The organism is Methylobacterium sp. W2 (genome assembly GCF_020662345.1).
Taxonomy (GTDB): domain Bacteria; phylum Pseudomonadota; class Alphaproteobacteria; order Rhizobiales; family Beijerinckiaceae; genus Methylobacterium.
This window is the reverse complement of sequence record NZ_VMOA01000034.1, coordinates 36,375-60,633: the sequence shown is the minus strand read 5'-3', so window position 1 is coordinate 60,633 and position 24,259 is coordinate 36,375. Positions and strand designations below refer to the sequence as shown.

Annotated in this window: 23 protein-coding genes and 2 pseudogenes; 9 read left to right on the top strand and 16 right to left on the bottom strand. The window is 60.7% G+C overall.

Annotation, left to right across the window (positions count from 1 at the left end; all coding sequences use genetic code 11):
* Positions 1-157 precede the first annotated feature (157 nt).
* Positions 158-418 (bottom strand): hypothetical protein, encoded by a 261-nt coding sequence (locus tag FPV16_RS18130; protein WP_227439776.1) that lies wholly within the window; start codon positions 416-418, stop codon positions 158-160.
* A gap of 153 nt (positions 419-571) precedes the next feature.
* On the opposite strand from FPV16_RS18130, the pseudogene FPV16_RS18125 reads away from it, so the two are divergent.
* The 4 genes and pseudogenes from FPV16_RS18125 to FPV16_RS18110 all read left to right on the top strand — a co-directional run.
* Positions 572-775 (top strand): annotated as a pseudogene (locus FPV16_RS18125) (ISL3 family transposase); the annotation flags it as partial.
* Between the two features lie 559 nt (positions 776-1,334).
* Entirely contained in the window at positions 1,335-3,032 is a 1,698-nt protein-coding gene (locus FPV16_RS18120) for a methyl-accepting chemotaxis protein (RefSeq protein ID WP_227439775.1), read from the top strand.
* Between the two features lie 80 nt (positions 3,033-3,112).
* Positions 3,113-4,141, top strand: a complete 1,029-nt coding sequence (locus FPV16_RS18115; RefSeq protein ID WP_227439774.1) for a catalase family peroxidase — start codon at positions 3,113-3,115, stop codon at positions 4,139-4,141.
* A gap of 375 nt (positions 4,142-4,516) precedes the next feature.
* Entirely contained in the window at positions 4,517-6,877 is a 2,361-nt protein-coding gene (locus tag FPV16_RS18110; protein ID WP_227439773.1) for a putative bifunctional diguanylate cyclase/phosphodiesterase, read from the top strand.
* Between the two features lie 212 nt (positions 6,878-7,089).
* Here the strand turns inward: FPV16_RS18110 and FPV16_RS18105 are convergent, their stop codons facing one another.
* From FPV16_RS18105 to FPV16_RS18095, 3 genes are all read right to left on the bottom strand, one after another.
* Complete coding sequence (locus FPV16_RS18105; protein ID WP_227439772.1) at positions 7,090-7,428, bottom strand: hypothetical protein; 339 nt, start codon at positions 7,426-7,428, stop codon at positions 7,090-7,092.
* 123 nt (positions 7,429-7,551) lie between these two features.
* Complete coding sequence (locus FPV16_RS18100; protein ID WP_227439771.1) at positions 7,552-9,114, bottom strand: PepSY-associated TM helix domain-containing protein; 1,563 nt, start codon at positions 9,112-9,114, stop codon at positions 7,552-7,554.
* A gap of 125 nt (positions 9,115-9,239) precedes the next feature.
* Complete coding sequence (locus FPV16_RS18095) at positions 9,240-11,585, bottom strand: TonB-dependent siderophore receptor (RefSeq protein ID WP_227439777.1); 2,346 nt, start codon at positions 11,583-11,585, stop codon at positions 9,240-9,242.
* 757 nt (positions 11,586-12,342) lie between these two features.
* Between FPV16_RS18095 and FPV16_RS18090 the strand changes: the two genes are divergently transcribed.
* A complete protein-coding gene (locus FPV16_RS18090) occupies positions 12,343-13,041 on the top strand; it encodes a glyoxalase superfamily protein (RefSeq protein ID WP_227439770.1) in 699 nt (232 codons plus the stop codon).
* 222 nt (positions 13,042-13,263) lie between these two features.
* Here the strand turns inward: FPV16_RS18090 and FPV16_RS18085 are convergent.
* From FPV16_RS18085 to FPV16_RS18030, 12 genes and pseudogenes are all read right to left on the bottom strand, one after another.
* Positions 13,264-13,446, bottom strand: a pseudogene (locus FPV16_RS18085) (hypothetical protein); the annotation flags it as partial.
* Positions 13,447-13,715: 269 nt separating this feature from the next.
* Positions 13,716-14,336 (bottom strand): DUF6338 family protein, encoded by a 621-nt coding sequence (locus FPV16_RS18080; RefSeq protein ID WP_227439769.1) that lies wholly within the window; start codon positions 14,334-14,336, stop codon positions 13,716-13,718.
* A 208-nt stretch (positions 14,337-14,544) separates the two neighbouring features.
* A complete protein-coding gene (locus tag FPV16_RS18075) occupies positions 14,545-14,787 on the bottom strand; it encodes a hypothetical protein (RefSeq protein ID WP_227439768.1) in 243 nt (80 codons plus the stop codon).
* A gap of 17 nt (positions 14,788-14,804) precedes the next feature.
* Positions 14,805-15,758, bottom strand: coding sequence for a site-specific integrase (locus tag FPV16_RS18070; RefSeq protein WP_227439767.1), 954 nt, complete (start codon positions 15,756-15,758; stop codon positions 14,805-14,807).
* Between the two features lie 197 nt (positions 15,759-15,955).
* Positions 15,956-16,351 carry a hypothetical protein gene (locus tag FPV16_RS18065; protein WP_227439766.1) on the bottom strand — a complete coding sequence of 132 codons (396 nt, stop codon included), beginning with the start codon at positions 16,349-16,351 and terminating at the stop codon, positions 15,956-15,958.
* Positions 16,352-16,363: 12 nt separating this feature from the next.
* On the bottom strand, positions 16,364-16,639 hold the full coding sequence (locus FPV16_RS18060) for a ribbon-helix-helix domain-containing protein (RefSeq protein WP_227439765.1): 276 nt from the start codon (positions 16,637-16,639) through the stop codon (positions 16,364-16,366).
* Positions 16,640-16,653: 14 nt separating this feature from the next.
* Positions 16,654-17,316: an AAA family ATPase gene (locus FPV16_RS18055; protein ID WP_227439764.1), complete on the bottom strand. Its 663-nt coding sequence runs from the start codon at positions 17,314-17,316 to the stop codon at positions 16,654-16,656.
* Positions 17,317-17,546: 230 nt separating this feature from the next.
* Entirely contained in the window at positions 17,547-17,726 is a 180-nt protein-coding gene (locus FPV16_RS18050; protein WP_227439763.1) for a hypothetical protein, read from the bottom strand.
* On the bottom strand, positions 17,723-18,016 hold the full coding sequence (locus FPV16_RS18045) for a hypothetical protein (protein ID WP_227439762.1): 294 nt from the start codon (positions 18,014-18,016) through the stop codon (positions 17,723-17,725). The genes FPV16_RS18050 and FPV16_RS18045 overlap by 4 nt, the downstream gene beginning before the upstream one ends.
* 4 nt (positions 18,017-18,020) lie before the next feature.
* Positions 18,021-18,485 (bottom strand): hypothetical protein, encoded by a 465-nt coding sequence (locus FPV16_RS18040; protein ID WP_227439761.1) that lies wholly within the window; start codon positions 18,483-18,485, stop codon positions 18,021-18,023.
* A gap of 70 nt (positions 18,486-18,555) precedes the next feature.
* A complete protein-coding gene (locus FPV16_RS18035) occupies positions 18,556-19,356 on the bottom strand; it encodes a hypothetical protein (RefSeq protein ID WP_227439760.1) in 801 nt (266 codons plus the stop codon).
* Positions 19,357-19,965: 609 nt separating this feature from the next.
* A complete protein-coding gene (locus FPV16_RS18030; RefSeq protein ID WP_227439759.1) occupies positions 19,966-20,625 on the bottom strand; it encodes a hypothetical protein in 660 nt (219 codons plus the stop codon).
* 105 nt (positions 20,626-20,730) lie between these two features.
* Here FPV16_RS18030 and FPV16_RS18025 point away from each other — a divergent pair, with 105 nt between their 5' ends.
* The 4 genes from FPV16_RS18025 (at position 20,731) to FPV16_RS18010 (ending at position 23,954) form a co-directional block, all read left to right on the top strand.
* Complete coding sequence (locus FPV16_RS18025; RefSeq protein ID WP_227439758.1) at positions 20,731-20,991, top strand: helix-turn-helix domain-containing protein; 261 nt, start codon at positions 20,731-20,733, stop codon at positions 20,989-20,991.
* Between the two features lie 226 nt (positions 20,992-21,217).
* Positions 21,218-21,673 carry a helix-turn-helix domain-containing protein gene (locus tag FPV16_RS18020; protein ID WP_227439757.1) on the top strand — a complete coding sequence of 152 codons (456 nt, stop codon included), beginning with the start codon at positions 21,218-21,220 and terminating at the stop codon, positions 21,671-21,673.
* Positions 21,674-21,676: 3 nt separating this feature from the next.
* Entirely contained in the window at positions 21,677-22,267 is a 591-nt protein-coding gene (locus FPV16_RS18015) for a PIN domain-containing protein (protein WP_227439756.1), read from the top strand.
* 556 nt (positions 22,268-22,823) lie between these two features.
* A complete protein-coding gene (locus FPV16_RS18010; protein ID WP_227439755.1) occupies positions 22,824-23,954 on the top strand; it encodes a carboxylate-amine ligase in 1,131 nt (376 codons plus the stop codon).
* Positions 23,955-24,259: the final 305 nt, after the last annotated feature.

The window sequence follows — 24,259 nt, the reverse complement described above, 5'->3', positions numbered from 1 at the left end:
CTGAGGGACGTCGGTTGATCGTGAGGCATGGTTGGCACCGTGCCATGGACGGTAGGCAGCTTCAAAGCGGAGCTACTCTCCGGTCTAGGGCCTTCTTTACAATGACCGCGTTTCACGATGAGCCGTACAGGCCATTCTACAAGTCCCGCTTCAGGCCTTAAGCCGCGGATTGAAGTGCGTTAGCTTCACCCTTGGCCGTATCGTTGTGATGGATGCTTGCGATCAGGAGAGCGCGTTGCGTCCGCATCGTTTTCAGAAACTTCTCGATGTCCATCAGGTCAGCGCGGGCCTCGTGGGGGTTTTGGTCTTCGGCTTCAAGAAATGCGATATGAATCATCGCATTGATCCTTCGGTCCTCGCCTCTTGCGATCAAGCTTCCTAAAGCAGCAAGACCGTCCTGCGCTACTTGAGTCATCATACTGCCACCTCTTGCAGGAGGGCTAAAACATTATGGTTAATAATGAGTTAACGAACTTATCTAAACACACAGACGACAGAACCTTCTGAAAATGGATTAGAAGATGAAGTGTCAGATTGTGACTCTTGCGGTTTGCTTATAAACAAGCTCCGTAAGCGGCCCGAGGCGAGTCTCGTCGTCTCCTTCGCGCCCGGAATTTGGTCAAGACCAATCCTCAATTATGGCCGCGATCACGCTGCTATGGTCGAACGGCCAGACGGGGGTCAGAACACAAAGCTCAAGCTGGTGAAGCGCCAGATGTATGACCGCGGCAAAATAGACCTGCTGCAAGTTCACCGGATCGGCCTAACACCTCGACGATCAGCACATATGCGTCAGAGCTTAAAATTGCAACCCGATCAAGGGTCAATCTTAATGCGGGTGACTGCAATAAAGCGCCATCTACCCAAGCGTCGACCCATTTTGCAAATAAATCATTGTTTAATATTAAAAATATAATCAATTTAACGGAATTATAAGTTATTGCTTTAAAGCAATGAGGTGATTTTATTCACCGAACGCTACGATAATTGCATTCATTGTTGATGTCAGTTTGTGTTGTATATTCCGATTTTATATCTATGTGCTTCACAAAAATAACCTATATCAGGTACCTGTGACCTTATTGCCTGAGCTATCTGCGCGCTTTTGACCTATTGCAGCGTTTATCGCGGCCATTTGCTTATATCGCAGCGCAGCATTGATTGGCCTTATGCGTTTTTTAACGGGGGGAGTGGAATATAATCCGGCACCGATGGAGCGTAGGCAGCCGCTTACAAGTCCGGCGGAATTGTAAGTGCCGTCCATCGTCTTCACCCCGCGGAGGGAACTACCTCCGCGGACGATGCTGGCTGGCCAAACCAACCAAGGCCACGCCATGATTGCCCGTTCGCTTCGCTTCCCAAGCCTTCCGTTGGCTGCTCGCGTCAGTCTGACGGGCACCATCCTCCTAATCCTTGCAGTAGCCACTGTGGCGGGTCTGATCCTACTCGACCTTCGTGGGGAGATGTCTCGACGTGCTTCGAACGCTCTCAATAGCAACTTGCGCTTGCTCCAGCGCTCGCTGACTGACCAAGGAGGATCAGGGGGCTTCTCCGTTGTAGATGGTCACTTGCAGATCGGATCGCATATCATTAGCGCGGACGACCTCGCCGTCGACCGTGTGCGTGAGATCGTTGGTGGAACCGCTACGATCTTCCAAGGTGATACTCGCATCGCCACTAACGTGTTGAAGCCTGACGGTACGCGCGGGGTCGGAACCAAGCTTGCACCCGGTCCGGTCTATGATGCGGTTCTTATGCGCGGGCAGACCTACCGCGGTGAAGCCAACGTACTTGGAGAACCTTATTTAGCCATCTACGAGCCCATCCAGGATATCGCCGGTCGAGTGATCGGCGTACTCTATGTTGGCGTGAAGAAGGCCGACTACTTCTCTGCGCTCGATCGCATGATGGAACGCGGTGCCGGCGCTACTCTACTGATTGCGCTCGTGAGCGCCACGGTCCTGTGGCTGGCACTCCGCCCAGTCATGAAGCCGTTAAGGCTGCTCAACGATACGATGCTGCGGCTTGCGCAGGGGGATCTAACTGCTGCTGTGCCAGTGACGGGCCGCAAGGATGAAGTTGGTGCAATGACTGTCGCCGTGCAGGTGTTCAAGGACAGTATGGTTCACGCTCGTGAACTGGAGGAGAAAACGGCTGAGGCTCGCGCTGGCGCTGAGGTGCAGCGCAAGGCAACGATGCAAGAAGTGGCCAATGATTTCGAGGCTGCGGTCGGTGGCATCGTCGAAACGGTCACCGCGGCAGCGACCGAGCTGGAAGCAACAGCGCAAAGCATGAGCGGCGTCGCCTCTGAGACGGCACATCAGTCCACGGCAGTGGCAGCTGCGGCTGAGGAAGCAGCCTCAAACGTCACGACCGTTGCAGCAGCGGCCGAGGAGTTAGGCTCCTCGGTGGTGGAGATCGGTCGCCAAGTCAGCGGTTCGGCTAAGCTAGCCCAAGCCGCCGTCAACGAAGCTGTGCAGACCGCCAACCTCGTGCAGGAGCTGAGCGGCGCTGTGGCGAAGATTGGCGATGTAGTCACGATGATCTCGACGATCGCAGGCCAGACCAACCTGCTGGCGCTTAACGCTACCATCGAGGCCGCTCGTGCCGGTGAGGCCGGACGCGGGTTCGCTGTGGTTGCCGCCGAGGTCAAGCAGTTGGCTAACCAGACCGCACGGGCCACGGGAGAGATCTCCGATCAGATCGCCCGTATCCAAGGCTCGACAAGTCAGGCCGTCTCGGCGATCGGCAGCATCACCACCCGCATCCAGGAGATCAGCAGCGTGGCCACAATGATCGCCGCGGCGGTCGAGCAGCAGGGCGCGGCGACCCAGGAGATCGTACGCAACGTCGCGCAGGCGGCAGCCGGTGCGAGCGAGGTCATGAGCAACATCTCAGGCGTGGCGGGTGCGGCGGAGGAGACGGGAGCCGGTGCCCGCCAAGTGCTCGGCGCCGCCTCTGAACTATCGCGGCAGTCTGGGGACCTCAACGCTGAGGTTATCCGCTTCTTAGCCACGGTGCGGGCGGCCTGAGAGCTTTGTCAGCCTTCTCCACGCCAACATCTCACACTTCGGCTCCTCCTTCGAGAGTTCAGATCGTGCGGAAGCCTCACATGCCGTTCTCTCGTCCTCAAATTCTGGTTCGACGCCTCGCAGCTAGTGCCGCCCTCATTTTGTCCTCCATCACGCTCCTCGCAGCTGATGAGCAGGCAGCTCCCGTGATGAGCCAGATGGGAGTGGCAAAAGCCATCGTTGCCGCTTTCGATACGATCTTCGCCGGGCCCCATGCCAGCATGAGAGCTGTCCATGGGCAGGGTGTCCTCTGTGAAGGTATCTTCACGGCAGCAGCAAGCGCCAAATCCTTGAGTCGCGCCACACACTTCCAGGGCACGGCCGTCCCGATCGTCGTCAGGTTCTCGAACTTTGCCAGCATACCAACACGTGCCGACGGCGACCCAGGTAGCAGCCCACGAGGCATGGCGATCAAATTTATCCTGCCTGACGGTGAAGACACCGACATCGTTGCGCATTCTTACAACGGCTTTCCGGTATCGACCCCTGAAGATTTCCTAAGCTTCCTCAAGGCTGTCGGAGCGAAGGACCCCCAGCTTCTCGCCTCCTTCCTCGCGACCCACACCGCCGCCAAAACGTTCATTGAGGCACCCAAGCCGGCTCCCCTTAGCTATGCGACGGAAGCCTTCTACGGGGTGAATGCGTTTCGGTTCATCAACGCTCACGGGATCGAGCAGTATGGCCGCTACCGGATCGAGCCGGTGGCTGGGCAGGCTCACCTGTCTGCCTCAGAGGCAGCGCTGCGCGCGCCCGACTACCTGTCGCAGGATCTCTCAGAACGACTGAAAGTTGCTCCTGTCGAATTCCGGCTCCTGCTCCAGCTCCCGGCACCCGGTGATCCGATTTTGGATGGATCAGCCACGTGGGCGGAGGATCGTCCGGTTCTCGAGATTGGAACCCTGACGCTACGTACCCTCGCACCCCCCGGCTCTCAGCAACCCCAGTTTTTCACGCCGCTTAATTTAGTGAGTGGCATTGCATCCTCAGGAGATCCGCTGCTGGTGGCGCGGACAAGAGCTTACCGTATCTCGCTCGAGCGTCGCTCGAATTCCGCTGTCGCACGCGACTGACATCACGCTGATCCGACAGCCACGATGCCCCACGAGGGCTCGATCTGCATCGAATGCATACCCCTCTGATGTCAGATATCCGACGGTTTTCCGGACATATGGTAGCGAGCAAGTTCGACCCATTGTTGTCCAATAAGCCGGTCTCAACTTTCCCAAAGGCGGTCGGACGCTGCTGTGCCGACCCCAAAATCCGAATGTTTCGCAATGGCACGTGGGCCACCAAGGAGCACGTAATATTCCAGACAGCATTACCCGCCGAACGAGCTTCAAATGCCATGTGGCATTGTGTTCCTAGTTACTAAGTTCGTCGCAACCCAACGATATTTTCACGGAAGCATAACTTCTCTGCGTTCTATTTCGGAACGAGAGGTCAAAATGCATGCAATATTGATCTGCGTTACACAAAAACATGATGAACAGCTTTTGTTTGCCGCCGCCATAATTTGTCTTATTGGCATTTACGCATCATCAGCCATCGCCTCCCATGCCGCCCGCTCCGAAGGCCCCTCGCGTCGCAAGTGGGGCATCGTCAGCATCGTCGCCGCAGGCTGTACGGCTTGGGCGACGCACATGATTGCTCTGCTGGCCTTCCAACCTGGTATGGCGGCTGGCTTCGAGCCAATCCTGACGGCGCTCTCGCTCCTCCTTGTCATCGGCGGCATTGGCGCAGGAGTCGGGCTGTCCTTGGACCAGCGCGACCGCTCGCGTCGCTTCGTGGCCGGGGTCATCCTCGGCCTAGGAGTGACCGCCCTCCATTATGTTGGCCAAGCGTCATATCGTGTGACGGGGCATGTCTCGTGGGACATGAGCATCGTAGTCGCATCCATCCTGGGCAGCCTCGGGCTTTCCGGCATTGCCCTCGTCATCGCTGGCGAACGCGATCGGTCCCTCCGCCGCTTGGCTGGCCTGCTGCTTCTGGGATCGATCGTCGTGCTCCACCTGGGCGGCATGACGGCGCTCACCCTGACCTACGACCCGCAGGTGCTGCTGCCGCCCACCGCCATCGCGCCATCAACGATTGCTCCCATCATTGCGGTCGTCTCGTTCGGCCTGCTCACGCTCGCCTTTTTCGGATTACGCACCACTCTGAATGCGAGGGCGCAACTGCGGCGGGATCGCGAGCGCCTGCGCGAACTGGCCAGTCTGGCGCTCGAAGGTTTGGCGGTTTGTGACGGCGACACCATCACCACAGCCAATCGCAGCCTCGAACACCTGTCTGGCATGACCCAGACCGAGCTCGTCGGTTGCAGTCTGACACGGCTGCTGCCCGGGCTCGTGCTCGGCGATCTGCCGGAGCAGGAGGAACGCGAAGCCGAACTCATCGCCGCCGATAATCAGAGCGTGCCGGTGCGTGTACTGCGGAAAGACATCTCGCTCGGCCACAAGCGCCAGACCGTCATTGCCTTTCGCGATCAGCGCGAACGCCTGCGCTCGGAGGCGCGGCTCCGCACCCTCGCCTTCACCGATACCGTAACCGCCCTGCCTAATCGTGCACGCTTCAATGACTTGTTGGCGCATCACACCGCCGCTCTAAGGCAGCGGGATCAGGGGTTTGCCGTACTGATGCTCGACCTCGACCGCTTTAAGGTCGTCAACGACGCACATGGGCATGCTATGGGCGACGAGCTCCTGCGTAAGGTTGCTACCCGCCTACAATCAGCCGTCGGCGAGATGAACGTCGTGGCACGCCTCGGCGGCGATGAGTTTGCAATCCTGCTGCTCGACGGGGCGACCGTCGCCCAAGTCCAGTCCGTTGCGGCCAACATCGTCGAAGCGATCAATCGTGCCTTCCTGCTCGACGGGCAGCTCGTGCATATCGGGATCAGCGTCGGCGTCGCGATTGCCCCGTTGGATGGCACACAGCCCGAGGACTTACTCCGCAATGCCGATTTCGCTTTGTACAAGGCCAAGGGCGAAGGCAAGGCGACTTTTCGCATGTTCGAGCCCGTTCTCGCCGAACGGATGCAGGCGCGCAGCCGGATGGAAACCGACATGCGCCGCGCTCTGGAGACCGGCGAATTTGAGCTACACTATCAGCCCTTGGTCGACGCTGTGACGGGTGAGGTCACTGCTGCCGAAGCTCTTGTCCGCTGGCGCCATCCCCTGCACGGCCTCATATCTCCAGCCGACTTCGTTCCTCTGGCCGAGGAGACTGGCCTGATCATGCAACTGGGTGCCTGGGTGCTCCGTACGGCTTGTACGCAGGCTGCAACCTGGCCAAACGCAATCCGAGTGGCAGTCAATCTGTCACCTGTGCAGTTCCGTGACGATCAACTTCCGGAGATCGTGTCGGCTGCTTTGAATGCGGCGGGCCTAGAGGGCAACCGACTTGAACTCGAAATCACCGAAGGCGTGATGCTCGACGACGAGGAGCGCACGTTTCTAATGCTTACCAGACTCAAGGGGCTTGGTGTTAGCTTCGCGATGGACGATTTCGGCACGGGTTACTCTTCCCTGAGTTACCTGCGCCGCTTCCCCTTCTCCAAGATCAAGATTGATCGGTCCTTCATCCAGTTGCTCCCTGAGGATAAAGAGAGCGCCGCCATTGTTCGCGCCATCATCACAATGGGTGCATGCCTTGGTATGACGACGACGGTGGAGGGAGTAGAGACGGCCGAGCAGTATGCTTTTGTGGCTGCAGCTCACTGCACCCAGGTCCAGGGCTACCACGTTAGCCGGCCCCTGCCTTACGCAGAGTTCCTCGGCTTCTTGACCGACTTCAAGGCAGCCGCCTAAGCGAGGAGCGATATGCAATCGAACGCTGAAATTTTCAGAAGGTATCAACTCGAACGATCATTGCTTTAAAGTAGACGGACTGGGAACTACCAAAACAAGACACTCGTCCTACGACTAGGCATGTCGGAAATCCGATCATTTTCCAGACATTTTATAGGATCTTCTTGATATACTTAACTTCTATGCGCGGACGTAAAACCAAATATATTATATCAAACCCGTGCAGTTGTATTGGTAAACCGAAGTTCAGAACCAGACATAGCGGCACGACCGCGTGTCGTGATACGCCATTCCGTATTAGTGCCAAAAACTCGATCTGGCTTTGGCTTCACAAAACCTGCGACGTATAGCTGAAGTAAGCTCAAACGTTCCGTGTTATTTTCCCTTCCTGATAGAACAATCCCTTTTCTTCGCATCCGCTGCAGGAAAGACAAATGTTCACTCGTCAAATCTACAATTAAAGAACGGCTTGATGCAAAATCAAAAGGCACCAGACGTTGCCGCGGTGTTGAAAGTTGTTGTCTGCCAATTTTCGATGTTGCCAACAGCATTCTATAAGATCCTATTAATTGAGACCATTCTGGGTATCCGCTCCCAACGTTTCGCCATCCTGCAACCTCAGCCTTCGAACGCTCTCGATGCCCGGTTCTTGCTCCCGCTTTCGCCTCTTTGGTTCAGGCCGTCCTCGGCGCACCGACGGGGGCGGCTTTCGCACGCTTGCGCGTCTGGAAATGTGCGACCTTGTGGGCAACCAGCGCGAACAGCCCCGCGAGGGCGACCATGGCGGCATCGAACCAGAGGAAGCCTGGATCGTGCCGCAGCAGGGCGCTCGGCGACGGCGCGGCGGCGGCCAGGAGGTCCGCTAGGGCCACGGCGAGGAATAGGATCGCGGTGACGATGGCCATCTCCCGCCAGGCGACGCGGTGAGGCCGGAACAGCGGAACCACGCTCATGACGATCCAGGCGCCGAAAAAGGCCCGGACCTCCCAGTCGAGGCGGCCCTCGAGGCCGGGAGGGAGAGCGCGGTTGGCGAGGAAATACACCGCGATCGCCGCCGGCAGGCCGATGACGGTGCCGATATTGAGGGCCTGCACCACGCGAAGGCCGAGGAACGCGGTCTCGCCGGGTTTCGGCAGCCGGGCGACGGACCACAGGATCAGGCCGCTCGCCACCATGACGCATCCCATCAGGCCGCAGAGGAAGAACAGGATGCGCAGGGCCGGCCCGGCGAAATGGGCCTCGTGCAGGCCGACCATGGTGGTGAAGGTCTTGGCCGCCGGCTTCAGCCCGCCCTGCAGGATCTCGACGATCTCGCCGGTGGTGCCGTCGAAGGCGATCTGCGGGTGCTGATGGGCGAGCCCGTGTGGCTCCTCGAAGATCGCGATGACGGTAGCCCCGGCATCGCCCGGATTGACGACAGACAGGCGTTCCAGCGGCTCGTGGATCGTCGCCACGGCACGGGCGACCATCGGCCCGATCGGGGCCAGGGTTCCGGGCTGGCCGACGGGCGGGCGCTGCGTCGTGATCTGGGACGTCTCGGCGTAGAAGCGCGTCGCATCGCCCTTATAGGCGGCGGTGACGCCCCAGGGCATGTACATCATCGCCAGGGTGACGATGCCTGTATAGGTGATCATCAGGTGGTAGGGCAGCGCCAGCACGCCGGTGACGTTGTGCGCGTCGAGCCAGCCGCGCTGGGCCGACTTGTCCCGCCGCAGGGTGAAGAAATCGGCGAAGATCCGGCGATGGGTGATGATGCCGCTGATGAGCGCCACCAGCATCACCATCGCGCAGATGCCGACGATCCAGCGCCCCCAGAGCGGCGCCATGTGCAGCTCGAAATGGAAGCGGTAGAGGAAGTCGCCGCCCCTAGTCTTCCGGAACGTCGCCGGCTCCCCCGTCTGCCCGTCGAGTTGGACGATGCCGGGCGGCGACCCGGGCTTCGTCCGCCAGAACAGGTCGATGATCGGCCGGTCCGGCTGCGGCAATCCGATGAACCAGGACCGCGCGCCCGCGGCATGGGCCTGGAGATGGGCGATCCCGATCTCCGCCGCGCGGGCGAGGTCGGGGACCGGCTCGGCCCGCGCCGCCTGCCTCAGCTCCGGCTGCATCCAGGCCGTGATGTCGGTGCGGTAGTAGCTCGCCGTTCCGGTGACGAAGACGGCGAACAGCACCCAGCCGACCACGAGGCCGGACCAGGTGTGCAACCAGGCCATGGATTGGCGAAGGCCGTTCTTCATGCCGGGCATCATCTCCGTGTACGCGGCACCTCATGAAGGCGTCGGTGCATTGGCTAGCCGTACCCGTGGCCGAGGCACGGAAGGGGTCTTACAAGACCGCGCGGTGGACCCGCGCGGCATCGTCACTACCAACGGTAACGCAGGGTGGCGTAGACCGTACGTGGTAACCCGTAGTAGCAACCGGAATACGTGAAGCACCCGGTGACGTATTGCTCGTCGAGGAGGTTCTGGGCGTTGATCTGCATCGTGAAGCCTTGCAGCTTCGGATCAAGGTACTTCAGGTCGTAGGAAGCCACCGCATCGACCAGGACGCTTGCCGGTACCTGGAAACTGTTGGCCGGATCGCCCCAGGACGGTCCGAGGTAGCGCACGCCACCACCAAGGCCAAATCCGATGAGGGGACCGCTGGTGAAGCGATAATCGACGAACATGGAGGCAGTCGAGTCCGGAACCTGTACCGGGCGTCGGCCAACGATCGGCACCTGCTGTCCGGTAAGCGCGTTCGTGGTGAAGCTGAGGTCCGCCGTGTTGCGAACGTCGAGAAGCGAGAACCCGCCAATCAGCGTGAGCCCCTCGGCAAGGTTCGCGCGTGCCTCGAACTCGATGCCCTGCACGCCGATCTCGCCGGTTTGCACGACGAAGCCTCTGTTTACCGGATCCGTGTTCGTTGAGTTCGAGCGCCGGATATCGAAGGCGGCAGCCGTGAGAAGGATGTCGGTGCCCGGAGGCTGGTACTTGATGCCGGCCTCGTACTGATTGCTGGAGATGGGGTCGGGGATGCGGCCTTCCGAGCCCAACGCAGTGTCGAAGATCCGTCCATTGACGATCGGCTCGAACGCTTCGCTGTAGGAGACATATGGCGCGAAACCGCTGTCGAAGAGATAGAGCAGGCTCGCCCGACCGGTGAAGGCGTCGGCGGGGACGTTCTGCTCGGTCACGGCGCCAGTGTTGAGGTTGCGGGTCGGGCCGGATTGAAGCGCTCTGTCATAGCGGCCGCCTAGGGTCAGGACGAGGCGATCGAACTTGACCTGATCCTGAAAGTAGATGCCGGTTTGCTCGGCGGTGATGCGCGAGTTTGCCGTGAAGGCCGGGAACGCGATGTTCATCTCATAGTTCGGCGCCAGTAGGTTTTGGCTGGGTGCCAGCACAAACGGACCGGAGAGCGTCCTGGTCTCGAAACTTCTGTGATCGATGCCAAGAAGCGCGGTGTGAGAGAAGATGCCGGTGTCGAATGTAGCAACCGCATTGTTATCGATGGTGAAGGCATCGATTCCGACGCGTGTACCACCAGTGAACCGGCTCAGGATCGGCCCACTGGTGAACGGGCCGTTCAGTCGATCGTCGAAGTTCGTATACACGCTCCGGTAATCGCCCTCGGTATGCAGAAAGCGAGCTGCCGAGTGAAAGCGGAGATGATCGCTGAAGCGGTGGTCGAAGATGTAGCTCACTGACGCCTGCGTTCGATCTGAACGTTCAATACCGCGATCACCATCGTAGAAATCGACTGGAAGACGACCGATGACGCCATTGCCGAAGTTGCGCGGAAACAGTGAGCCTACCGCCGGCACACCGCCGTAGAAGCCGGAGAACGGATCGCGCTGGTAGTTGCCGATGACGGTAAGCGAGGTATCGGCCGACGGTCGCCATGTGATGCTTGGACTGATGAAGAAGCGCTCGACCTGGGTGGTCACTGCTGGGCCGTCACCCTTCCAGCCGAGGCCGATGACGCGGTAGGCGAACTGGTCGGCCAGCGGACCGGCCTCCGCAGCAATGGGGCCTCCGACGTCGAACCCGCCGCGGACCTCGTCGAAGCCGCCTCCCTGGACGAAGATTTCCCCGTGTTGGACGAAGCGCGGCAGCTTAGAGACAAGGTTGACGATACCGCCCGGCCCCGACTGCCCGTAGAGAACCGAAGCCGGACCCTTGATGATGTCGACGCGTTCCAGCCGGAACGGATCGACCGAGGGAGACGCATCGCGGCTACCTGGCAGGCTTAGGCCGTCGAGGAAGATCGGAGCCGTAAACCCGCGAATTGAGAATTGCTCCAGGCGGGTGGATCCTGCCCCGCCGCGCTGCTCCGTCGTCACGCTTGGCGTGTAGCGCAGCGCTTGGTTGATGGTCAGCGCATTCTGGTCCTCAATTTGCTTGCGGCCGATGACCGAAATTGACTGAGCTGTCTCAAGGATTGGCGTATCGGTCTTGGTTGCAACGATGCTGCGGCTAGCGACATAACCGGGAACCGCGCCAACAGCACCACCGGCCCCATAGAGAGCACCACCTAGACTTCGGCCGCTTGCCTCCGAGGTCACGCTCAATTCTGCGAGTTCGACATCTGTTGTAGCCGCAGACTGTGCGGCTGCTTCGTTGGGTCCGACTAGGGCACAGGTTGTGGAGAGCAGCGCCGCGTACAGAGAGGCGTACCAAGAATGGCGCACAAGACCGCTTGCGCTATTGAGATAATATAATGCCATTTCGCCAATCACACCGCTGCCAAGCATGCAAAATATCGCCGCCATGTTTTCGATCACGGCGATGTGATTATCTTATTAAATGGAGAGAGCCATGGCCCAACGGCTATGTTATGGAATGCTTCTAAGCTATTTCTGTTCGTATCTGTTTGTTTCTGATCGCCGATACGGTTCATCGCTCTCAGGTTGCGGTAGAAGCATCATCTCCTAAGTCGTCTTTAGAACGATTCGCGTGTAATAGTTTAGCTCAATTCACTCTCAAGTTGTTCTATGTAGGTATGTCACATGCCATGTGTGTGTGGCCAAAACGCAACAAAATGCTAGCTTAAGCTTCTAGCGAAGCCCTACAAACATCGCACGTGAAAGCCCCTTCAAGGTATACATTAGCCTAAAGTGGCAGGATCAAAAATCGTCAAAATCATTTATTTCAAGATAAAATCTGCTGCTACTATAAATACGGATCTGCAGTTTCGACCGATTAGCTTTGATTTTATCAACTGCATAGCTTAGTTTTATTGGAAATCTGGCCGTTTTCTTTACAAATGAGTGTAACTTCTGCCGATCCAAAGCGGCCGCTTCACTTCCAGGTTGACAGCGGTGCGTGCTAGCCCTCTTCTGTTAGCGGCTAGTGCAGCCTGCCGCTCGCGCCGCAAGGTACGGTGAATGCACATACCTCTCCGAATTGGTCTGACCTTCTGGGTGGTCCTCTCGGCAATGCGAGCCCCGATACAAGAGACTGCCCGGTTCAAGGATCGGACACATGCATATTCCTCACGACCCCAAGGTGATGGCCAAGAGCCTCCGTCAGGCGCTTGCCGAACGTCATGTCGACATCTCTCACAGTGATAGTCTGGAGTGCGTTGCGCGTCAGTTCGGCTGGCGTGATTGGAACACTCTGGCTGCCCAACTCGACCGGCCCGTTCTGCGTCTCCCCGAAGATTGGAACGTCGGCGGCACACGCAGCGACGATTACGAGATGGGCTTCGATCCGGCAGAAAGCTGTGCGGTCATTCGCTACCGTGTAGCTCTGGCGGAGCCAACCTTGGGTCATGCGTCATCAGGCTTCGGAACGTTGATGCAGAACTTCCGCGCCGAAGGCTTCCTCAATAAGCGGCTCGAACTCAGCGCACAACTGAAGGCTAGTGCGGTCACTGGAGCCGGCTCGCTTTGGATGCGTGTTGACGGGGAGAAGGGCCGTACGCTCGCCTTCGACAACCTGGATGGGCGCAAGAGCAAGGGGCCGCTCGTTGGCACCATCGGTTGGCAGGATAGGTCCATCGTGTTGGACGTACCTCCAGACGCTCAGTCGATACACTTCGGATTCTTCCTACGAGGCGGGGGCAGCCTCTGGGCTCGGCGGTTCACCTTCACCGAAGTGGATGCCTCTGTGGAAGTGACAGATCATATCATTCCTCGAAGGGCCGTTCCTACAAACCTCGATTTTGCAGCCGTAGCGTAATTTAGGCGGTGGCCTGAGCAGCTTCTATCACTCAGGCCACTGCCAACGCCAAAGTCTGCAACCCACCCCGAGCAGTTCTCTGGTTGTGTAATCATGTTTGTATGAAAAACGATCGTTTTTCTGACAGCTACGGAGTGTGCCTCATTGGACATTCAAAGCAGCTCGGTTCATGTCGGAAAAATATGGCTGGTTTTCTATTGTCGGTAAAACGTATCTAGATCGCTATCCCGACGTGCTAGTTCCATACGGCCCGCGAAAAAGGTCACCCATGGCCTTCCGGCGGAACAGGGTCCGCCAGCGTCTCCGTTGATGCTCCGGCCGATCGTAGATCATGTGGCAGCGCTGGCAGAAGGCCGCGAGGTTCGAGTCGGCGTTGTTCGCGGTGTCGTGGTCACGGTGGGCAGCACCATCTTCGCCGAGGCGCGGGCCGCGTCGCGTGCCGAGCGCGCGGCCCCGGACTAAACCACCCTGGGATCTACTTCTTCGAGCCGCTCGAACCACCGCTCGGCGGATTCTTGGGAGCATTCTGGCTAGTCGGCCCCTGGTATCCGCCATCGATCTTAGGGGGCTGGACGACATTGGTAAGCCCGTGATGCCCGTCCTGCGCAAAGCCACCTTGTGTGCCTTGGTGACCTTTGGTTTCGGAGCTTTGATTGCCTGGATTGCTTCCGTGCTTATTTTCGGTCGTCATTCGCGCTGTCCTTGTGCTTGTTGAACTCGATGGTTCTGATTTCACCCGCCGATATGAGAACACTTTTGCCAGTGTCCTTCCAAGGACCATCGCCGTCCTCTTCAAACACCTGCTCAATCAGCACGTCTCTCTCTTTTGCATCAGAAGAAGCGAAGGAAGCTCCTGACCACCATCCTCTGAATACAGTATCGTTCTTCAGCACCACTACCACCCATTCGCCACCTGCGCGGGCGAATTTGTAGTCCCAAGCATTTGGCACCGAATGGATTGGGTTCAAGCCCAGGCGACGAAGCAAATGATACAACATCTCTTTCTGAGAGGCTATGCCAGAGATGAAGCCCAATACTACAGGTGCGACGAGAAGCACAAATGTCCATAGAAGAACCCTCATCGAATAGGCTTGGTCGTAGGATATAGACAGGTAGATCATCCACCCGAACAGCGCGTTGCTCATCGAGCTATACGCAAGAAGTCTAACGAATTGATCTGCGCCAGTTCTGTCCTGCTCGATCACAAACTGACTTCTTACCGCCCTAATCAAAAATCCTGGGACAATGAAGATCAGGGCAATATAGACGGCATCTAATGATGATAGACTTCCCACAACACTGATGCTCCAAGTCCATTGGGCCGATTGCCCTCGGCCATAATGTACAGTAGTGCCCGAGCCTGTAGGAAGCCTGGGCGCCACTTTTATCAGCGGCGATTTGATCTCCGCTGATTGTTTTCAAAGCCGCCCCGGCTTCGCGCTGTCCGATGTTGTCGGGATGTCGCAACGACGAGGCGGCTTGTCTTCTCCTACACGCCAGGCGTCAGACCAAGCCGGCCATCATGTCGGGCTCTACCGAGTAGATGCAGCCGACATTCTCGCCGTCGTTCCGGCCCCAAAAATAGTCCTGCTCGCCATTGTAGCCCTTGTGCTGGTAGCCCGAGATCAGCCGCTCAGCCTCGTCGCGCGCCTCCCGCTGTGTCCGGTACGAGCCCGGCAGCGCACTGCCTCCGAAGCTGTTCTGACCCGGCCCAAGGTGCCGTTGGTACTTCTTGACGACGAACATGCATTCACCCTCTGCGGCTACAGGAACCCACTCCCTGCATGTCCTTTGAACGCATTCGCGCGGCGGATGTAGCCGACAACCGTCCTCGGGTCGCGGTGGCCCGACACGTCCATGATGCGGGTCATATCGGCGCCGCGGTCGGCTGCCGTTGTGATGAAGCCCGCCCTCAGCGAGTGGCCGGCGAAGAGAGCAGGGTCGAAGCCGGCCAGCGCGGCGTAGTGCTTCACCAGATCCCCGATGCTCCGATCCGTCAGGCGCGGGGCATTGTTCTCGCCCGGAACATTGCTCGCCCGCACCCTCCCCGACCGCGACACCGGCCGGAAGACAGGCCCTTCCGTGATCCCCGCCGCATTGAGCCAGTCCTGCACCAGCGCGACCGGGCGAATGAAGCGCCCGTGCGGAATCGCTTTCTCGATCCCCTTGCCCTCTTGGTCCGTCTTCGACCGGCGCACCATGACGCGCAGGCCCTCGGCATCCTCGCGCAGATCGGCGACATCGAGCGCCGCCAGCTCGGAGCGCCGGAACGCGCCAGCGAACCCGAGAGCGAGCAGCGCCTTGTCCCGCTTGCCGGCCAGCCCAGGCGAGACGTGCTGCAGCATGGCGGCGATGACCTCAGCCGTGGCCGGAGACTTCTGCGTCGGCCTCACCCCGACCTTGCGCCGGATTCCTTTCACCGTCGCGTGGATGCCCTCATCGGCGGTCGGGTCCGCGAGCCCGGCGAGCTTGTGTGCGTACCGGATCGCGGCGAGGCGGCGGCCGATGGTCGACACCGCCCTCCCCGCTTCGGCTTCATGCACCAAGAACTCGGCGATGGCGTGTGCCGAGGCCGGCATGGACTGGAAGCCGTACCGCGAGCACCACGCACCGAACGCAACGGCATCCCCGCGATAGGCCCGCACGGTGGCGTCGGCCTTCGAGGCGCGCTGGTACGCCTGCACGATCGGCGAGACGACGACCGGCAAAGCGTCCAACAGCTGGACACTCTCGGCCTCAGCGTCGACGACAGCGGGCGGCGGATATAGCCCTGGCTTCATTGTTTCACCGGTCTTTTGATCCGCTCGTGTCAAAACTTCCGAGAATGAGGCTTATCGGAAGTTACACGGGTGACGGCTTGATGTGAATCCCGCATGGTGACATGCCGTCCTGTGTGCCTGCCCACAGGCCGGCTTTAGTCGCTTTGTCTCAGGACGTTGCAAGGCAGATGCGTGAAGCCCGCTGCGATAGAAGCGAAGAAACGGTGGTAGCCATCCGCCGTGCGATACTCATAGGGATACGGCGGACGCTCTGGTCGGGGCAAGGCGAACGCTGGAACCGGATCAAGCACTTGATCACCTAGCATGCGCGCTAGAACGGCATGGAAGCGCTCCTTGGAAAAGCCCCGCCAGTCGAGAGGCACCCATGGATTTCGCCGGGGTGGCTCAATGACCTGGAGGGCAACGAGCGTCGCCTCGTTCGCGGTTCGATATGCGCAGCCTTCGGCGCGTGGCCGCGTCAGGTCCTTCCCTTCGAGCCAAGCGTCGGGAATCTCGAAGTCGAAGGGGTGGTTCGGCATCGCGAAGCGCATCGTCCGGCCTCCTTATGCGATCCGAGAGAGGCCGCGCTTCTCGAACACGAGGTTGATACCCTCGAGCAAGAGATCTTGCTGCTGGGCGTCCTCGTCGGCCGCGATCCGCTTTAATTGCCGGAACGCCTCGGGATCGAGATAGGCGGTCACCACCCGCTTGCCCTCGCGCGTGCTGGCCTTCGGATACCGTTGCGCCGTGACTACCTCGCGTGAAGCCGGGGGGGGCGCGACTTCCGGCTGAGCCTCGACAGGCTTCGTCGCCGGCGCTGTGGACTTGTCGCCGAACAAGCTGGGTCGCTTCGTCATCTCTTGCCCTTTGCCTTCCTGTCCTCTGGCCTGCCTGCGCTCAAGCCCACCTGCCCACAGGCCCACGTGAAGAGCGCAGCCACTTCCTCAGCAGCTTTCCCGTCCGGCTCGTACTCGCTGGCCGACCGTCCATCGATCACGGCATATGAATAGGCGACGCGATGGTGAAGCACCTGCGGTGCGACGCGTGTTCCATCTGCTTCCAGACCGCGCCGTGCCTCCTCGACGATGGCGCTCCGACTCGGCGCGGCTGACAGGACCACCCATGCGGGTTTGCGCGCGATCGCGGCGAGGTCCCGTGTCGCCTCGATGGCTTCGAGGTCGAAGGCGGCTGGCCGGCACGGAATGAGGATGAGGTCGGCCACACGAGCGGCAGCGAGTGATGCGCGGTCGGCATTCGGCGCGGTGTCGATTACGAGGAGGCCCGCACCGTTCGACTTCGCCGCCTCGACGAGCTGGGGCAGGCGTTCGGCATGGTCACCAATCACCTCCGGATCAGGGGCCTGCCGCTTGTCGCCCCACTTCCGGGCGGTGGCCTGGGGGTCTAGGTCCACCAAGGCGGTTCGGTAGCCGGCCAGAGTGGCGGCGACGGCGAGGTGAACGGCGAGGGTCGTTTTCCCCGCCCCACCCTTCTGACTGATGACCGCGATAGTCCGCACGCCTGCTTCCCCGCATGAAGGCCCGCCCGCCTGCCCACAGGTAGGCATGGCAGGGTTTCGATATGGTTTCCCTCCCCATACTGGGGATGGCCTCGCAGAGGAAGCGAACCGACAGATCGCTGCCGCCTGCGCGGCCGAGGCAAGAGGGCACGCAGCCAAGCCATCAATTCTGCATGCGGGATTGTGGGCAGAACGGCATGCAGAATCGTAGGCTAGTGGGCATGCCGTCTCTATAGAGCCACCACATATACAGCGACCAGCACGGCGGCGGTGATGACGTTGCCCCGGCCGACCTCGTGTACGGCTCGCTTCAGGAGATTGCAGCGCCAGCGGCGAGCCCGACCGAGGAAACGGGCAATGTCGGCATGACCGAGGGACACGGCGGCGCGCATGGAGAGACGGAGCTTCATCGGGTATGCTCTTGCTGGTTGGAGATTTCGCGGTCGGAGTCGGAGCCACGGAGCCAGATGACTTGCGAGCCGTAGTGCTGTTCGGGTGCGCCGAGGGACGGTTCAGCGTCGGCGCCGTCCTCATCGTTCTCGTCGCCATCGAGGCCGTCGAGGATGGCAATCAGCCGGTCGGCGGCATCCATGGCCGCGAGGGCTGCGGCCTCGATCTCGGCCCGGATCACCGCCGGGGAGGGCCGGGGGATGTGCGCCACGGTTGCGCGCTTCGGGCGGAAGGTGTGGACGTTGCTCATCGGCTCAATCGCGCGCTGCGACAGAAGCTCGGAGCGCCTTGAGCAGCGCGGGATAGACCTCGGCAAAAACGGTGTCGGAACCGTCCTGCGGCGAGCCGTCCAGGTTGCCGTGTCCGTCCACCCACGTCTCAATGAAATCCGCGAGAGCGAGGCGCCCCGCTTCCGTGGTCGGTGCGGTTTCCAGAACTTCGGTGGCGAGGTCGGACCATATGTGGGCGAGGCGTAGATCTTCCTCGCTTGCGACATCCCAGCCACCGAGAGCTTCCGCCCCCTCGACTTCAAACCGCTTGCTGAAAGCGTCCCCGGCCTCCCGCGCTGCGTGATAGCGTTCGATGGCAGAGAACACCGGGTCGGCCTGCTGGCGACGGATCGCACGGGCGGCAGATGCCTTGAGCGCAGCGGCACGCTCTTTCAGAGACGGGCGCCCATCGGCGCGGCGGAACGGGTTGGACAGCTTGAGAGAGGGCACGGCGGCGCTCCTAGGTTTCAGGATGGCAGGACGTGCGCGGTGGGATCACCACCGCGCGAGGGCGGCAGCGTCAGAGGCGCCGGCTATTTGCTTCAGAGGCGAAGAGTGCGGCTTCTTCGAACTCGCCGCAGGAAATGGCCCGGTCGATCAGGACGATGGATTGACGCCCCGCCGTGCCTCTCTCTTCGGACAGGCCCCGCCGGGCCAACTCAGCGGCGATGTAATCTTGGAAATGGGACAGGCGATCGGCCTCGGCATCGAGGAGCAGGCTGCCGCCTGCGTCCTCTTGCGCGCCCAGCGTCCATGTGGTCAGGCCCGCCACATCGGTCGCCAGCTTGAACGCATCGTAAGTGCGGATCAGAGCGTTCAAAGACATGCCTGAGAAGTCGGGTGCCAAGGGCTTCCCCGTTGGAACGCTTCCCAGCATCGGGCTACGCGCAATCAGGTCGAGGATGCGAACGTGTTGAGCGTTGGCGTGATCCTCGTCGATGTTGAACCCCTGGTCGGCCCGAAACTCGACGGCGAAACGCGCCAGGGCAGTGCAGCCTTCCGCCGTGGTTGGAACCGTCTTCAGCAGCACACCGTCAACGTGGACGAAGAAGGCATCGGTCGTCGCGTTCTGTTCGGGTGTCGGATCAATCGTCCCGGTCGGTAGCGGCAGGTTGAAAGCGCGTGTGCGCGCCCAAGCAAGACGCTGCGTCTCGGAGATGGCCGCCAGAATGGGATCGGCAGTGGCCGAAGCGACCGGCGCAGCATCCACCGGCTTACGACGGATGGCGTGGGAGGCCGTGGCCTTGAGGGTATTCAGGCGCTCGCGCAGGGTGGGCTTGGCAGGGTTGCGATGGACGAGGCGGGCAAGGGGATTGCGCATGGATTGACCTCTTGTTTGCTTGTTGTTTTGCAGGCTTGTGGGCAGGCAGTCAGGGAGGCAGATCAGGCCAGAGTGGCGAGACCGACGAGGGCCATTCCGCCGAAGACGATGACGAGGGCGGCGGCCACTTCGACGCCCGACATGAGGGCGCGGAGGATCGGGGCGACCGGTTCGCGTGGGGGGCGTCACCGGCAGGAAGTCGAGATGCAGCGAGCGGGCGAGGTCACTTGCACGGGCCAGGACCGCAGCGTCCGTGATGCCGTCGTGCTGGATGTGCCAGCGCAGATGCCGGAGGAGCATGAGGGAGCCGAACCGGGTCGCGCAGGGCGTCACCAGCAGGCGGTCGAGGGCGGCGCTCATCTCGGCCAGGGCAGCGTCCACGCGAGCCTCGGGAGCGGCCTGCCAGACGGACCACGCCTCATCGTGGGCGTCGATGGCGGCCAGCACCGGGTCAGCGTGGAAGGGCACCCGCTCGACAACGGTGGTCGGGACGAGGGGCAGGGAGAAATCGGGGATCTGGGCATAGGTCATCGGTCGGGCTCCAGAGGGGCTCGTGGCGGCAGGATCGGGGAGGGGGTGCCGGCTACCCGCCGGCAGGGATCGGGGCTGCTAGGCGGTCGCGTAGGCCATGGCAGCGGCGCGGAGCCGGACCGCGTCGTTGCGGGCGGCAACCTGATGGATGCTGTCCGTGTAGGAGGTCGAGAGGCCAACGCGGACGCGGGGCTCGATGGCTTCAGCGGCCTTCAGCGCCTCGATGCCGAGACCGGCAAGGCGGGCAGTCTCGCGGGCCTCCGCCCAAGCCTTCCGAAAAGCCCAGGTGAAGCAGTCGCGGCCGATGGAGCGAAAGGGAACGCGGGGGTAGTTGAACGAGGAGCGGAACAGCTCCCAGGCGCGGGCCAGGACCCCGCGACGGAGAGCGGCAGGCATAGGAGCCACGGGAGCGACGGCCGGGACTGCGAGGCGGCGAGCGGTGGTGGCGCAGGCCCAGAAGAACCGGAGAGCGCGGGAGAGGGCGGCGCCCCAGGTCAAGGCAGGATCGTTCCGGCGGTGCTTGCGAGCCTCGACGATGGCGCAGGCCATGATGGTCGAGACGTTGAAGGTGGAGCCGGTGACGAGGCCGTGCTTCGCGGCGATCTGGACGCGGCCAGCGTCAAGCTTGGCGGCGCTCTCGGCCAGCATTGCGGCGTTGAACTCGGCTTTCGACGGGCCGGAGTTGCGAATGCCGCTGAGGACCATGGACCAGGAGGTGGAGCGGGAGTGGAAGGACATGATCAACCTCTTTCGTTGAAAATCAACGTAAAGCGTCAATACTCGACGGTCAATGCCTTTCGTTGCTAATTGACGAAAATCGTTGGTTCCGCTATCTCGGGTGATATGCTCACCCCTGCTCAGTCTCGTGCCGCTCGCGCCCTCCTCGATTGGTCCCAGGACCAGCTCGCCGAGGCATCTCATCTCGGGCTGTCCACCATCCGCGATTTCGAGAAGGGGCGGCGTGTGCCGTCCCACAACAATCTCGCCGCGATCGTCCGCGCTCTCGAAGAAGCAGGCGTCCAGTTCATCCCCGCGAACGGCGGTGGTGCTGGCATCCGGTTCCGGGACAACCCGGCTGCCGACCCGGCGTTGGGCGCTCCATAAAAGGGACCGCATTTTTTAATCGGAATAGGGGCCGCCCCTAGGGAAACGCGCTCCGACTTGCGCGCCCTAAAAGACCCATTTTCGAGAGCGAGACGCCGCGCGATTGCGAGGGGCAGATACTCGGCTGCGTTCAGCTTCAGCCTATCTATCGACAGCGAACCTTTATTGCGTTTATTGCGTTTGTTGCGAATAGCGCGTAACGATCGCGCTCATCGGAGCGACTCATATGACCATGCCCGCCTTGGCACAGGGTCTCGGTAGCCGCCTGCCGTCGGCTGACGAGAAAGCAATCGCAAATCAACTTCGCCAAGTCATCGCTGCGCATGCCGCTGGTGACGCGAAGCTATTCGCGCTGGACGAGGAGAAGCGCCAGACCGAAATCACGCTTGGTCCAGCTGTGTCTGACCTTTTGATGAAGGTGCTTCGACACATCGGCAGCGGTGATGCCGTTACGCTTGTGCCTGTCAGCCAGATGCTCACGACGCAGCAGGCGGCGGACATCCTCAATGTGTCCCGTCCGTTCCTGATTGCACTCCTAGATAGAAGGGAGATCCCACATACGCTGGTTGGACGGCATCGACGGATCAAGGCTGACGACCTTTTCGCTTATAAGGAGCAGCGGGCAGTCACACGCAGCGCAGCACTCGCTGAACTAGCTGCCCTCGATGGCGAGACGCTCTGAGCCTTGTTCGCTAACCGCTTTACCGCCCTCATAGATGCCTGCTCGCTGGCAGGAGCGCTGAGCCGAAATCTCTTGCTGACGCTGGCAGAGGCAGAGTTTTTTCGGGTGCGATGGTCGGTTCCAATCATGGATGAAACGGAGCGTGCGATTGAGCGTATCCTTGCAAACAAACAGCAAGGCGATGCTGCTCAACGAGCGGCACGAGCTCGACGGGCGATGGAAGCCGCTTTTGAAGAGGCCATGGTCAGTGATGTCGACACATTCCTATCTGTGTGTGACTGCTTGCCGGATCCTGGTGATGCTCACGTACTCGCCGCGGCGCTTAAGACACGCGCTTCAACCATCGTAACCGAGAATTTGCGGCATTTTCCTGAGGCAGTGCTCGCGCCGCTCGGGCTTGAAGCACGCTCATCCGATGCTTTCCTTGCGGACACGATCGAGCTTGACCCTGGTCGAGCAGTAGCTGCAATCAGGCAGATGCGGGAACGTCTGCGGAAGCCAGACAAGACGGCGCAGATGCTGCTGCTTGATATGGAAGCGGTCGGCCTTGTTGAGACGGTTGGCGTGCTACGCTCCTACGAAGCGTCTCTGTAGAAGCCGGCGCACACTGTCGATTTTTCCCATTGACCGTGCATCCCACGCTGGGACGGGGCCGCCAAGGCCGATGGATCATTGGCTAACTCCCTTCAGCTATCCTCTCCATCGAGCCAAGTTGCGTACCGGCTCGCGTGAGATGGACGACCCACCCCGCCGGCCCCGTGAGCAGATCGGGGCGGCGGGGCTGCTGCTCCCGTAGGCTTCCGATCCACACCACGTACTCAATTCTCGTATGCATTTTGCATGACCCTGCCCTTTTTCCGAGGAGGGCTGTCGATGCCGGACCTACTCACACGCTTTCGCGCAGGTGTGCTGTACCGACTCGCTAAGCGGGATGTGATTTCGGCGGACCGTGCTGCTGCCAAGGGTGAGAGCGACCGCTCTACTCAGCTTGTTGCGAGAGCCGATGTACGGCTCAAGCGGGCCTGTGGATTGAGCGGGTGGTCTTCTCACCGACGAGTAACACCCCCAAGCTAGCCATCCTTCAGTCTGAGGGGCGGCGCGAACAAGCAAAGCCTTACCGGTGGTCTCGACGTCAGGAAAAGCGGTTCGAATGGCGCATGCGTTCAAGTTCGGCATCGAAGAGGAAATGTTCCTTGCCAACGCACGGTCGCGCGGCGCGCCGACTCGCTCCGTCGAGCGCTTCCACAAGGAGGTGGCAAAGCGGCTTGATAGCGTCGAGCGCGAACTGCTTCAGAACCAGGTCGAGATTTGCACCAAGCCTTCGGAACGTTTTGAGGAAGCTCGTAGCGTTCTGTCAGGGCTGCGGACCGGCCTGGCGGAGATAGGTCTGAAGCACGGATTGCTCGTTTTCGCTGCTGGCACGCACCCCACAGCTCTCTGGCCGGCACAACAGGAAACCGCGAAATCCCGCTACGTCGATATGATGGACGACCTCCAGATCGTCGGTCGCCGCTCGGTGGTGTGCGGCCTCCATATCCACGTCGAGGTCCCCCGCCCGGAGGCGCGGGTGGATCTCATGAACCGCCTGCTGCCATTCCTGCCGGTTCTGCTGGCCCTATCCACGTCCTCGCCGTTCTGGGAAAAGCGCCGGACCGGCCTCGCCGGCTATCGGATGCGGGCCTATGCTGAGCTGCCGCGCACCGGCCTGCCCGAACTCTTCGACGAAGCTGCCGATTACGACCGCTACGTCGAAGGCATGACGACATCGGGGGCGGTGAAGGATGCCACCTATTTCTGGTGGCACATCCGGCCCTCGATCCGGTTTCCGACTTTGGAATTGCGCGTGGCTGACAGTTGCACCCGCCTCGACGACACGCTTGCCATCGCCGCGCTCTATCGCTGTCTCGTGCGCCTCGTCGATCGCAGGCCTGACATCCATGCCGGGCTTACCGGGGCGTCCCGCGGGTTCGTCATGGAGAACCTGTGGCGGGCAGAGCGCTCTGGCGTCCACGCCACGCTGATCGACGAGGCTACGCTGAAGGGCGTCCGCCTGCCGAAGCTTCTCGACGCTCTCCTCGATCTCGTGGCCGAAGATGCCGCCGCCCTGGGTTGCGAAGCCGAGTGCCGCCATGCCCGCACGATTGCCCGCAAAGGATCCAGCGCCGACGGGCAGCTCGAAGCCTATGAAGCCAGCTTGAAGGAGGGGCGAAGCGAGCGGCAGGCGCTGAGCGCGGCTATAGACTGGCTTGCTGCCGAAACAGTCAGCCCTATCGCTATCTAAGGAAGCCTGCTTCAAGTTTGCACGCTCAAGTTCACTGGAGCGACCCTAGGGAACGGCGTTAGGAACCTGCTAACTATCCAGGTTCAACCTAGGGGCCATGTCAAAACGTACTGTAAGAACAGTGAGAGGCGCCCTCTGGCTGGCATCCCTAGCTCTATGCTGCATCTGCGCCTTCCAACTGATGAAGATCCCGAAGACCGCTCCGCAGCCGGCAGACCATGCCTCGCTGAGCCGCGACCCTGAAACGACAGGGTCGGTCGATCCACGACCTATCAAAGTGTGCAAACCGAGCATTTGCTGATGGC